The sequence below is a fragment of the Photobacterium sanguinicancri genome (assembly GCF_024346675.1).
In the GTDB taxonomy this organism is placed as follows: domain Bacteria; phylum Pseudomonadota; class Gammaproteobacteria; order Enterobacterales; family Vibrionaceae; genus Photobacterium; species Photobacterium sanguinicancri.
Map to the genome: position 1 here is coordinate 2,255,540 of NZ_AP024850.1, position 12,721 is coordinate 2,268,260.

Consider the following 12,721-nt stretch of genomic DNA (forward strand, 5'->3'; position numbering starts at 1 on the left):
TATTTCCATCAAAAAAGTAGCCAGCAAAAATGCTGGCTGCATATTAATGATTCGATTAAATCGTACCTTCAACCTACTATTGACATCCTTTATCAAAGTCGACAACAATGGCTGCATTTTCATATTCACCAGATATTTTTAGGTAACCCCAATACTGATTTTGCCAGCTTAAAGTAATGCACTCATCATTACCTGCATTATCAGACCAAGCATGTAAATTTGAACCATTCGGCCAATCAAAATTACTGTACTCTAATTTCAAGTTACCACTGCCATTTGCTGTGGTAATTGACATAGTTTGGTATTTACTTACTTCTGAAATACTTAGCCATATTGGTTGATGAGACCCCAAGCAAACAACCTCTCCGGCCGCTAACCTTCCACTAGTCACTTTATTTTCTATCGCGCAATTGATAGGAAAACGATCGTGCCCACCTTCCTGAGAAACGGCAATAGAGGTAGACGCTGATGCACTTAAACCAGAATCATCCGTTACCGTTAAAGTAACCGTGTAAGTACCTTTGTTTGAATATTGATGGATTGGGTTTGCTTCTTGGCTACTTGTTCCATCCCCAAAATTCCACATGTAACCAACAATCACCCCATCATTATCTGTACTATTAGCACTGCTAAATGGAATGTCAGTTCCTATTTTTCCGTTAGTCGAGACGCTTATAACTGCTTTAGGTTCACCTGAATTATGAGAAATTAAATCTTGCTGCCATTGTTCAAATTCAGACTGATACTGATGTTCCCAACCCTGAATAATTGCTTTATATCCGCCCCAATCACCAGCTCGTGTTTCAACCAACATACTATTAATTTCATTTTTATGTTGGCTAAACATAAAGCGGACTGCTAGGTAACCCCAACGATAAATACGATCCACATCAAAACCATCATATGTAGTTTCAAAGATCTGGCTCAGAGTGTACACGCTACCATCTTTAATAGTGTCTAACGCTGCTGAGTTATTGTCTTCATTCGCAACATACTCTGCAATCCCTTCACTCCACCACACCACTTTTTCTGTTGGTGCCGCAAAATCACCGAACATATTAAAGCGGCCATCAAGATAATGAATAAACTCATGCTCTAAATTCCAGACATAATGCTCAGCATTGGCATATGGCGCTTCATAAGCAACAAAATTAGGCACATTGTTTGGTTTTGATGGATCACCTTCAAGGTACATACCACCATTATTCGTGCTAATCCCAAAGATAATACCGGCATATTTCTGGTAGTCACTACTGGAATCAAAAATATTGATTTGCAACTGAGTGTTAAAATCGTTTTCTACAGGCTGGTTACCCGTTTCAAGTAAAGTATGAAAATAGGTTTCCTCGTAACCCATCTTGTCACACGCCGCTTGATGTTGCTTGTCTGTCATATCTTGCGACAAGATACGAAGGCTATCACTACAGGTATAACTCTGGGACAACACCAACGCTTTTAATTTAGGCTCAAATCCACATATACCATAATCGGCACATTCAGAGTAATGTGAGGCAGTATCAGCTGCTGCGAGCCAAACAGCATCACCAAAGCCATACATGTTATAACGAGCAAATATTGATTGAAGCTTAGACTTAACTAATGGCTGAATCGCAGTATTTTTATACATGGTTAAGCGACCTAATTCACGGCCAGCATTCGCTGCCATAAATTCATCATCAGCACCAATAGCCGCTTCATTTAGAGCGAAGTTACTTAATGCCATGACTAAGTCATTTCGAGAGCCAATTGTACTAACATACTCGGTATTCCACTGACCGCGATACAGAACAGTAAAAATACTGTTCACTGCGTTACGAATTGACCAATGCTGAGCATAATCACGATTCCAACGATTTAACCAATTAATCAGCACATCAAGGTAAGCATGTTGAAGGTTAGCACTGTCCATTGCGATAATAACTTCACTTAACACCTTACCGTGTGCATCATTACTCTGATAAAAGAAAGGATTGCTAACAAAGGTATCTATAGCCTCTTTAACGGCAGGGGTTACCCAAGGCAAAAAATCAATTTCTTTGTTGTAATATTCAGCATAGTAGCCCGCTCGTAAGTAAAGATAAAAAGCTTGTAAGTCTTCGCTTCCTCCCCCGCCATAAGATTGTGCTAAGCGGGTTGTATGCTTAGCCACGTTGTACATATTGCCCGATTCAAAGGCTGCCTCTTGTATCTCACTGTTGGCAGAAAAGAGTTTATTAATACAATCAGTACCTTGATCTTTAATCACTTCAACAGTATTGGACTCATTAATAAATGCACTTAAATCACAAGCTTTTACTGCATCAGTTGTAGATGCACGGTTAAGTGTGGTGTGCATTTTACTGTCTTGAATATCTTGCTCTGGCAAAACCGAGAAAGGGGATCTTTCTGTTAATTGAGATTCTACACCATGGAATGTATGAGACTGATGATCCTGGTGTTCTACCATTTGTGATATTGGTTCACTATAAGCACTGACATTTAAACTTACGAGTAAACCCACCAATATAATGTTCATTTTATAAAGTTTCATATATATTCTTCTTTAGTGATGTATTAAAAATACCGAAACTCCTTCGGCACCATTCACGAAATAATCCAACTGCAAATAAAATATATATTAAAAATTAAGATACATATGACTTTAGGAGCATTACAAATTAAAGTTCCACTTTTTAGCACCTCTGGTTTCATACTTTTAATCAAATTTTTTTGTAAAAATCACAAGCGCATAATTTTCACTTATATAAATATTCCCTTCCGTTATCCTCATAACCTTGTCCTCTTTCAAGAGGCTACTTCATTAAAAATTTTTGACACTTCAATCAATAAAGAACTATCAATCTCGATTAGCTCATTTGAAAAATAAATCTGTTGCCCTGGGGTAAAGCGAACTAAGACATTCGTAACCTCGCCACAGTTACTTTCACTATTAGCCGCATGAATTTCACTAATTTTATTATCGAACTCCGTCTCCAGCTGCTTTTTCTGTTCTTGGGTTATTAGTACCCTTCCCTGACAGACCTCAGTAGGAGAATCATGAGAAATTGAATTTTGTAAAAAGCGTTTTTTGAAAAGTAAATCTAACGAGCTACCCTCTTCGATAATAAAACGTCGCCCCAAATGATAACTAATTTCCTTGCCATGTATTTCGATATACCCCAACCTTTCAGCAATAACAAGGTAAAGGCGTAGACTCTTACTGGATAAATTGTATTGATCGGCAACTTCTTGAGGGCGCATGTTACGAGCTGTTATCATATAAATAAAATCAAGTAGATATGGATGACCAGCAAAGAAGTCGCTTTCTTTTCCTCGAATATAATATTCATTATTTCGTTGTAGCTGTCGGGCTAACTGTGAGAGTTCCACTAAATCGGTATTTAGTTGTGAAGCATAAAGTAATACCTTATCTAACCCCAAAGATGAATTATGTAAATGGCGCTTTATAGTGGATAATGGAATACCCATCTTTTCTGAAAGCATACTATAACACAGTCCATCCTTTTTTATTTTATACCGTATAGCCGCCAGCAAAAACTCAGCTCCAATATGCATGTGATCCTCCGTGATCTTAAAGTATATTTACACTAAATAATTAATGATTAAAAAAACAAATGAACAACTGATAAGTATAGCGTTAATATCACAATCAATTAGTAAACAAAGTAGAGTATGGCAATTCCATATTATATTTTAGCTAATGATGCCAAGTTATTGATCACATCGTTCTATTTAGCAATATATACTTGCTTGTTTTATAAAATTACTGAGATTATCATAACCTCGAACTAATTATAATTGATAATAAACCTTAATTTTTATACGTTAATTCAAAAGTGAGGTTAATTTTTTTGAAGTTGATTCAATTTATTATTCTCATATACTACATCAAAGTTACATCCAAGTTTTAAATTAATATTACCAAGACTGTAGTATTAATAAAAATGCACCTTGAATTATTAATGAAGATTATTTCAAGTTAAATCAGCTTACCTAAACACTGAATTAATGATGTTTAATATGGAATTCTTCTCTTTTTGATAACGTAAAAAAAATGCTTTGCATACTAACAACGTCATAAATATCGATACGTATCTTGAAACCGAAACCTAACATTGCATAAATACGCCTAGATAAATATAAACACGAATGCATATTATACCTCAGGGGCTATAAAACAGCATTCATAATAAACCAGTGAAATTTACTTTTCACAAAATTGGCTAAGACCAAAAACAGAGGCCAGTTTTTGTAATTTCTATAAGACGAATTTGAGACTTTTCCCTTAAATTCAAATGCTTAGTAAAGTCATAAAGAGGATTCATAATGAAAAAGCTATCAATCATCGTATTAGCAAGTATCGGTATATTCGGATGTAACATGGCAATCGCAGCTAATAACAATATTGAACAAACAGAAGCACAAGCAGCACCTAGTGTAAGTGTTGACCCAGCAAAGGATTTCCTATCCCAGTTAGGCCTGTCACAAAGTGATGTTGAAATGCTCTATAAATATCACCACAATACCGTGATGTCTGAGTTCAGAAATAGAGATAACCTTTTGTTTGGTAATGTTGTTCCACTGAAGAACACATCATTTATGCCAGCAAATACAATTGGTAATATGGAAATTGGTACAGGGTACCATTTAGTCAATTGGGATCAGCAATCAATCGCTGAGTTTAAAGATACACTAGGTCGTGTTGTATTCTTAATGAACACCCCTGAATTTCGCCGCGACTTTAATCGTAGTATTTTTACTGTTAGAGCCCAAAGTTCTGAGAATGTCTTAATTCCCAGCAGCTATGATCAGTTAAAAAGCTACGTCAATCAGACAGCGGCAAGATACGGAAATCATGTGACAGCTTATGTGTCAGACTCTCATACACAAAGAGCATGGGGCACTAATCGTCTTTTTATCCAGTTCGAACAATCTGGCATAAACGCGGCTCTAGTTGCTCATGAGATGATGCACGGTGTCGGTTTCGCTCATGATGGTAAATATACCGGATGGAATGACAACATCCCATATTATGTACAAACAATTCTCTCTATGAACGAAAGTGCATCAGATATCTGTAAGAATGGACGTTCAAAATGTGAACCCGATATGATTAATTTTGGGGAGTTTTATAATAGTGACGATAATGAGACTTACCGTCCAGCCAACCGAGAAACTGTCAAAACATCGGTCGCATTATTAGGCAAATACTTTAACCACGTAAGTTAGTATCTTATAACTAGGTAGCCAAAATGAAAAAAAGCCCCAGCATTTCTGCTAGGGCTTTCTTCAATATGGAGGCGCGTCCCGGAGTCGAACCGAGGTCCACGGATTTGCAATCCGCTGCATAGCCACTCTGCCAACGCGCCATATTGTGTTGCTCTACTCAATACCGTCTATGGTAACGATACTAAGGAATAGATGGTGCCCCGGGCCGGACTTGAACCGGCACAACGCGAACGTCGAGGGATTTTAAATCCCTTGTGTCTACCAATTCCACCACCAGGGCACGCAATTCTTTGCGATGCGCTAACTGAAAAGTTAAACACCATCTTTGCCTTACTGCTATAAGCAATCAGACTTTAATTTGGAGCGACACATCGGGTTCGAACCGATGACCTCAACCTTGGCAAGGTTGCGCTCTACCAACTGAGCTAGTGTCGCATAATATGGAGGCGCGTCCCGGAGTCGAACCGAGGTCCACGGATTTGCAATCCGCTGCATAGCCACTCTGCCAACGCGCCATATTGTGTTGCTCTACTCAATACCGTCTATGGTAACGATACTAAGGAATAGATGGTGCCCCGGGCCGGACTTGAACCGGCACAACGCGAACGTCGAGGGATTTTAAATCCCTTGTGTCTACCAATTCCACCACCAGGGCACGCAATTCTTTGCGATGCGCTAACTGAAAAGTTAAACACCATCTTTGCCTTACTGCTATAAGCAATCAGACTTTAATTTGGAGCGACACATCGGGTTCGAACCGATGACCTCAACCTTGGCAAGGTTGCGCTCTACCAACTGAGCTAGTGTCGCATAATATGGAGGCGCGTCCCGGAGTCGAACCGAGGTCCACGGATTTGCAATCCGCTGCATAGCCACTCTGCCAACGCGCCATATTGTGTTGCTCTACTCAATACCGTCTATGGTAACGATACTAAGGAATAGATGGTGCCCCGGGCCGGACTTGAACCGGCACAACGCGAACGTCGAGGGATTTTAAATCCCTTGTGTCTACCAATTCCACCACCAGGGCACGCAATTCTTTGCGATGCGCTAACTGAAAAGTTAAACACCATCTTTGCCTCACTGCTATAAGCAATCAGACTTTAATTTGGAGCGACACATCGGGTTCGAACCGATGACCTCAACCTTGGCAAGGTTGCGCTCTACCAACTGAGCTAGTGTCGCATCAATATTTCTCAGCGACCTTTGCCGTGAGAACGAGGCGTACTTTACTAGATTCTAAAAATGAGTCAATTAAAAAAATAAACAATTTATTCAATCGGTTAAAAAGCAGCCCGCAGTGAATGATATATATTCAGATTGATCGATGATACTCCAAGTAACTTGCTAAAAAACAAGCAGATAAGCAATTTCGCGGAATATCCTTTAAATAATAAGCCCCTCCCGTTGTACGAACGACAAGGCAAATACATCACATTTCCGAGAATTATTGAAATATCACACTATCTAGCTGGTACAGATTCGTTTGTAGGGGTTACTTAACTCATCAACCTCTTTACCTACTGTAATCGGATGACTCTAGAGTTAAGGCTAGTTATCGCATTTGCTATAACCGTTAAAAAATTATAATACCTAAACCGCCTCCCCCTCTCATTTCACAAATCGGCACACCATGTATCATCACCAATCAGGCTGAAGCGCGCGTATTAGTAAAGTAACGCATACAGAGTCAACTCCGACAGCATTCATTTTTTATTCACATCTAGTAATAAAACAACGTAATACAGCGTAAATACCGATCATACAACATCAAATAATGATCAAATCATTGATTAACTAACCGCTACCCCTTTGGGGTTATTTAAAATTGTAGTTGATTTACATCATATTTATTCACAACCTGTCTTATTACTATCGGCTCAGATTTAACGCCTTTGTTAAGAGGATATTATGAGCAAAGTCAGATTGGCGATTATCGGTAACGGTATGGTAGGCCATCGCTATATCGAAGAATTAGTCGATAAAGCAGACATGGAAAACTACGAAGTCACTGTTTTCTGTGAAGAACCACGCATAGCATACGACAGGGTCCACCTGTCATCTTACTTCTCACACCATACCGCTGATGAGCTTTCACTGGTTAAAGAAGGCTTCTACGAAAAACACGGCATCAATGTTCTTATTGGTGAACGTGCAATCACCATCAACCGCGCTCAGAAAATTATCCACTCTAATACCGGCCGTGAAATTCAGTACGACAAGCTAATTATGGCGACGGGTTCTTACCCTTGGGTTCCACCGATTAAAGGTAATGAAGGTAAAGACTGTTTTGTTTACCGTACCATCGAAGATTTAAAAACCATTGAAGCAACAGCTAAACGCAGCAAAAGTGGTGTTGTCGTAGGTGGTGGTTTACTTGGTTTGGAAGCAGCTGGCGCACTAAAAGCACTGGGTGTCGAAACGCATGTGATTGAATTTGCTCCTGTGTTGATGGCCGAACAGTTAGATCCACAAGGTGGCGAACAGCTACGTAACAAAATTGAAAAACTGGGCGTAAAAGTTCATACCGGTAAAAATACGCAAGAGATCGTTGCCGAAGGTACAGAAGCTCGAAATACCATGCGCTTTGCTGATGGAACATCGCTTGAGGTTGACTTCATTGTGTTCTCGACCGGTATTCGCCCACAAGACAAGCTTGCTATGCAGTGTGGTTTAGCCACTGGCCGTCGCGGCGGTATTGCTATTGACGATCACTGTCTCACATCCGATCAAGATGTTTATGCCATTGGTGAATGTGCATCTTGGAACGAGATGTTCTACGGCCTTGTCGCGCCTGGTTATAAAATGGCGCAAGTTGCCGTTAGCAGTTTAATTGGCGGCGACAATACTTTTGAAGGCGCAGACATGAGTGCCAAGCTGAAACTGCTTGGCGTGAAAGTAGGCAGTATCGGCGATGCCAATGGCCGTACACCAAACTGCAAGAGCTACGTATACCTTGATGAAAGCGAAGAAGTGTACAAACGCATTATCGTTTCTGAAGACGGTAAGAAGTTGCTTGGTGCTGTGCTCGTTGGCGATACCTCTGACTACGGTAACTTACTGCAGTTAAAACTGAATGACATCGAATTACCCAAACACCCGGATACATTAATTCTACCTGCACATGCAGGTGCTGAAAAACCAGCAATGGGGGCAGACTCCCTACCCGATTCCGCGGTTATTTGTTCATGTTTTGATGTGACTAAAGCCAAAATCGCAACAGCCGTTGCTGATGGCCATACTACCCTTGGCGAGATCAAAGCGGTGACGGGTGCAGGTACAGGTTGTGGTGGTTGTTTACCTCTTATTACCCAAGTACTGAATGCAGAGCTGGCTAAATCAGGTATCGAAGTGAAAAACCACTTATGTGAACACTTTGAATATTCTCGCCAAGAACTTTTTCACCTTATCCGTGTAGAGCAAATCAAAACCTTTGATGAGCTACTGAAAAAATACGGCAAAGGCTATGGCTGTGAAGTATGTAAGCCAACCGTAGGCTCAATTCTGGCATCAAGCTGGAATGACTACGTTCTCACGCAAGAAAATACTCAACTGCAAGATACCAATGACATCTTCTTAGGCAATATGCAAAAAGATGGCACCTATTCTGTTATCCCTCGTATGTCAGGTGGTGAAGTGACGCCTGCAGGCTTAATGGCGGTCGCTGAAGTCGCCAGCGAGTTCAACCTATACACCAAAATTACAGGTGCACAGCGCATTGGTTTATTTGGCGCACAAAAAGACGACTTACCTGTTATTTGGGAAAAGCTGATAGCTGCAGGTTTTGAAACAGGCCAAGCCTATGCAAAAGCCCTACGTATGGCGAAAACCTGTGTGGGTAGCACTTGGTGTCGTTTCGGCGTGCAAGACAGCGTTGGCTTAGGTGTCGTGCTTGAAAACCGCTACAAAGGTATTCGTACTCCGCACAAAATGAAGTTCGGTGTGTCTGGCTGTACCCGTGAATGTGCCGAGGCGCAAGGCAAAGACTTAGGCATTATTGCAACAGATGCAGGCTGGAACATGTATGTAGGCGGCAATGGCGGTATGAAACCACGTCATGCTGACTTACTCGCTGCCGACTTAGACAAAGAAACACTGCTTCAATACATCGACCGTTACCTCATGTTCTACGTACGTACCGCTGACAAACTACAGCGTACTTCTGTTTGGCTAGGAAACCTTGAAGGCGGAATTGAGTACCTACGCGATGTGATCATCAACGACAAGCTTGGCATTAATGCACAACTTGAAGCGGATGCAGAGAAGCTCATTGCAAGCTACCAGTGTGAGTGGACAACCACGCTCGATAACGATGACCAACTAAAACGCTTTAGCCACTTCATCAACTCAGATGAACGCGATAGCAATGTTGTCTTTGTCTCTGAACGTGAACAACACCGCCCTGCTACAACAGAAGAAAAGTCGCCTGTTTATAACATTTCAGTGGAGGAACACGCATGAGTCAGTGGATCACAGTCTGCAACCTAGATGATGTCATTCCAGGCACTGGTGTTTGTGCGTTAGTTAATGGCGAGCAAGTTGCGTTGTTCCGACCAGATACATCAGACACATTCTATGCCATCAGCAACATGGACCCATTTGCACAATCTAACGTGCTATCTCGTGGCCTCATTTGTGAGCATGACGGTGAGCTTTGGGTGGCAAGTCCTCTCAAGAAACAACGCTTCGCATTAAAAGATGGTCGCTGTCTTGAAAATGTAGAAGCATCAGTCAAAAGCTACCAAGTACAAGTAGTTAACAGCGAAGTTCAAATCGCAGCTTAAACCTATAAGTCCTTAGCTTCACGCTAAGTTTCAGGGAATTTTGCTTACCAGTTGTCAAAATTCCCTGCTTTTTGGAATAGGTATAGAAGCCATTATCTATCCCCAAAAGATTTCGATTTAAATTTAAGAAAGGAAAACACGCATGTACGCAGACACGATTAAGAAATGTTCAGCCAATGCTGCACGTATCGTTGATTTTGCAGATAAGGAAAAGTTTGGATTCTGGCTAAGTTCTGCCATGGCAGGCGCTTATGTTGGTCTAGGAATTATCCTTATTTTCACTTTGGGTAATCTTGTCGACCCTTCGATTCGCCCATTAGTCATGGGTGGTACCTTTGGTATTGCCTTAACATTAGTGATCATCGCAGGCTCAGAACTTTACACCGGACACACTATGTTCCTCACCTTTGGTGTAAAAACAGGCCAAATAACCATTGCTGATACCTTACGCGTGTTACCACAAACATGGGCTGGCAACCTAATCGGCTCTGTGGGTGTTGCGCTGCTGTTCTTTTATGCTGGCGGTGGAAAGCTACTACCTGATACCAATAGCCTACTTAACAATGTGGCTATGGCTAAAACATCAGGTTCAGCCACTGCTCTCTTGTTCAAAGGCATTTTGTGTAACTGGCTTGTCTGCTTAGCTATCTGGATGTGCCAGCGTGTTGAAGGATCTGCCAAATTTATCGCCATTTGGTGGTGTTTATTAGCTTTTATTGCCTCTGGCTATGAGCACTCTATTGCCAATATGACTATATTTGCATTATCTTGGTTCGGCGAACACAAAGAGGCATTTACATTAGCTGGGATTGGTCACAACCTATTATGGGTAACCATCGGCAATACAATTTCAGGCGTGGTATTTATGGGTCTAGGCTATTGGTTTACAACACCTAAAGCACAGCGCCCAGTGATGAATTCTGAAAAAGCGAATGCATCAAGAGCACCACAAACAGCGTAATTAAACGTCACGGTGCAGTAGCGAATACTGCACCACTGATTGCCTTAGCTAAATATCGATTTTGTTTCAAATTGCCGAGTGGAGTAAGCCTAATGACAACCGACAATAAAGTCTGCCACCTGAATCTTCAATCAACGATAGGTAAAGTAATATTGGTTGGCGCTGGACCAGGTGATCCTGACCTATTGACAGTAAAAGCACTACGCATGCTCCAGCAAGCTGATGTCGTTGTTTATGACCGACTGGTTTCAAATGAAATCCTCCGATTAATTCCCGAAAAAACGAATCTAATTTTCGTTGGGAAACAAGCTGGTAATCACTGTGTACCTCAAGATGGTATTAACCAAATTTTGGTTGAACAGGCGCTAAAAGGCCAAGTCGTTGTTCGATTAAAAGGCGGTGATCCTTTCATTTTTGGTCGAGGTGGTGAAGAACTTGAAGCTTTGCTTCCTTATGATATTCCTTTTGAGGTTGTACCGGGTATTACTGCTGCTGCAGGTTGCGCGGCTTATGCTGGGATCCCCCTCACCCACCGCGATCACGCACAAAGCGTTCAATTTGTGACAGGTCACCTCAAATCAGAAAGAGAGCAAATCGATTGGTCATCCTTGGCAAGATCCAATAACACATTAGTGTTCTATATGGGTCTTAGCCAAAGTGGGGAAATTCGTCGTCGATTAGAAGCAAACGGTATGTCGCCACTGACACCAGCAGCGATTGTTGAGCGCGGTACAAGCAACAATCAACGTGTATTGCCTTGCTCATTAGAAACATTAGAGATTATTGCGGCGCACGCCGAAAGCCCAGCACTCATCATTATCGGCAGCGTTACGCAGCTTGCGCACAAACTATCGTGGTTTGAGCCTAAGCAAAGCCTACAAAGTTGCTATAGCAAAATGACCACAGTAGCAGAAGGCAAGCGCGACATAATCTAATAAATTTATCTTTGATTAAGGTGAGATAAGAGGAATATTAGATACAACAAAGCCAGCAATTAAGCTGGCTTTTCGGACTTTAACCGTCAAACCTCATAGTGAGATCCGGCATAAATTTGGAGGCGCGTCCCGGAGTCGAACCGAGGTCCACGGATTTGCAATCCGCTGCATAGCCACTCTGCCAACGCGCCATTTTTGCCTCACGACTACAGATGACTAGTCATCTGTATATAAGTTTCTCCGTGAGAACGAGGCGTACTGTACCCTGCTCAGAGATAGAGTCAATAATAAATCTATCAATTAAGAATCAATTGCGCACTCAGCCAACAAAGCTATGACATTTTATTCAACATTACTAGAAATCAACCAACCCGAGTATTTAGCTCTTCTTCGTCGATTTAGTTAGTACAGAATAAGATACACTGCTAGAACCACCAGCCAATCCTGGTTTCACGGTTCCAAACACGGTGTTTTCAAACAGGATATAATAATTACCCGCAGTTAAGTTAAACCAGCCAGTTTCATGGCTACTTTCTAACGGAGTAATGCTTTTAATGTAACTCAACGTTGCATTGGAAAAAGCGTTATTTTGTGTGGTTGCAACCCAAAGCAGATAGCCACTTTCATCCACAACATACGCCTCGATTGCATTACCACCCAGTAACGTCGCTTTTAGCTTCACTTGTTGAGCAGTATTGATGGTGAATGACTCTGATTTATATTGATCGGACTTAACATATAAAGAGTCTGATTCCACCACATCCTCACCACTATCACATCCAGCTAAACCTATAACAGATGAGAGAGCCATT

Annotated in this window: 8 protein-coding genes and 10 tRNA genes; 5 read left to right on the top strand and 13 right to left on the bottom strand. The window is 41.3% G+C overall.

The features are described 5' to 3' along the window. Nucleotides 1-76: 76 nt before the first annotated feature. The gene (locus OCU87_RS10670; RefSeq protein WP_261857095.1) at nucleotides 77-2,530 is read right to left on the bottom strand and encodes a collagenase; all 2,454 of its coding nucleotides are present in this window, start codon (nucleotides 2,528-2,530) and stop codon (nucleotides 77-79) included. Between the two features lie 254 nt (nucleotides 2,531-2,784). After that, nucleotides 2,785-3,555: a transcriptional regulator gene (locus OCU87_RS10675; RefSeq protein WP_261857096.1), complete on the bottom strand. Its 771-nt coding sequence runs from the start codon at nucleotides 3,553-3,555 to the stop codon at nucleotides 2,785-2,787. A 771-nt stretch (nucleotides 3,556-4,326) separates the two neighbouring features. Here OCU87_RS10675 and OCU87_RS10680 point away from each other — a divergent pair. Beyond that, nucleotides 4,327-5,229, top strand: coding sequence for a hypothetical protein (locus tag OCU87_RS10680; RefSeq protein WP_062690455.1), 903 nt, complete (start codon nucleotides 4,327-4,329; stop codon nucleotides 5,227-5,229). Nucleotides 5,230-5,295: 66 nt separating this feature from the next. Here the strand turns inward: OCU87_RS10680 and OCU87_RS10685 are convergent. The 9 genes from OCU87_RS10685 to OCU87_RS10725 form a co-directional block, all read right to left on the bottom strand. Then, nucleotides 5,296-5,369 (bottom strand) — tRNA-Cys (locus OCU87_RS10685). A 53-nt stretch (nucleotides 5,370-5,422) separates the two neighbouring features. Continuing rightward, nucleotides 5,423-5,509: transfer RNA gene (locus tag OCU87_RS10690), tRNA-Leu, on the bottom strand. A gap of 79 nt (nucleotides 5,510-5,588) precedes the next feature. Next, nucleotides 5,589-5,664 (bottom strand) — tRNA-Gly (locus tag OCU87_RS10695). A 6-nt stretch (nucleotides 5,665-5,670) separates the two neighbouring features. Further along, nucleotides 5,671-5,744 (bottom strand) — tRNA-Cys (locus OCU87_RS10700). 53 nt (nucleotides 5,745-5,797) lie between these two features. Next, nucleotides 5,798-5,884, bottom strand: a tRNA-Leu gene (locus OCU87_RS10705). Nucleotides 5,885-5,963: 79 nt separating this feature from the next. Then, nucleotides 5,964-6,039: transfer RNA gene (locus tag OCU87_RS10710), tRNA-Gly, on the bottom strand. A gap of 6 nt (nucleotides 6,040-6,045) precedes the next feature. Further along, a tRNA-Cys gene (locus OCU87_RS10715) sits at nucleotides 6,046-6,119 on the bottom strand. 53 nt (nucleotides 6,120-6,172) lie between these two features. Beyond that, a tRNA-Leu gene (locus OCU87_RS10720) sits at nucleotides 6,173-6,259 on the bottom strand. A 79-nt stretch (nucleotides 6,260-6,338) separates the two neighbouring features. After that, nucleotides 6,339-6,414 (bottom strand) — tRNA-Gly (locus OCU87_RS10725). A 726-nt stretch (nucleotides 6,415-7,140) separates the two neighbouring features. On the opposite strand from OCU87_RS10725, the gene nirB reads away from it, so the two are divergent. The 4 genes from nirB to cobA all read left to right on the top strand — a co-directional run bounded on the left by nirB (nucleotide 7,141) and on the right by cobA (nucleotide 11,909). Next, a complete protein-coding gene (gene nirB, locus OCU87_RS10730; RefSeq protein WP_261857097.1) occupies nucleotides 7,141-9,690 on the top strand; it encodes a nitrite reductase large subunit NirB in 2,550 nt (849 codons plus the stop codon). Continuing rightward, complete coding sequence (gene nirD / locus OCU87_RS10735; RefSeq protein ID WP_261857098.1) at nucleotides 9,687-10,013, top strand: nitrite reductase small subunit NirD; 327 nt, start codon at nucleotides 9,687-9,689, stop codon at nucleotides 10,011-10,013. Before nirB ends, nirD begins: the two co-directional genes overlap by 4 nt. 142 nt (nucleotides 10,014-10,155) lie before the next feature. Then, the gene (gene nirC, locus OCU87_RS10740) at nucleotides 10,156-10,974 is read left to right on the top strand and encodes a nitrite transporter NirC (protein ID WP_261857099.1); all 819 of its coding nucleotides are present in this window, start codon (nucleotides 10,156-10,158) and stop codon (nucleotides 10,972-10,974) included. Nucleotides 10,975-11,066: 92 nt separating this feature from the next. After that, on the top strand, nucleotides 11,067-11,909 hold the full coding sequence (gene cobA, locus OCU87_RS10745; protein WP_261857100.1) for a uroporphyrinogen-III C-methyltransferase: 843 nt from the start codon (nucleotides 11,067-11,069) through the stop codon (nucleotides 11,907-11,909). Between the two features lie 117 nt (nucleotides 11,910-12,026). Here cobA and OCU87_RS10750 read toward each other — a convergent pair. Further along, nucleotides 12,027-12,100 (bottom strand) — tRNA-Cys (locus OCU87_RS10750). Nucleotides 12,101-12,288: 188 nt separating this feature from the next. Further along, nucleotides 12,289-12,720 (bottom strand): hypothetical protein, encoded by a 432-nt coding sequence (locus OCU87_RS10755; protein WP_261857101.1) that lies wholly within the window; start codon nucleotides 12,718-12,720, stop codon nucleotides 12,289-12,291. Nucleotide 12,721 lies beyond the last annotated feature (1 nt).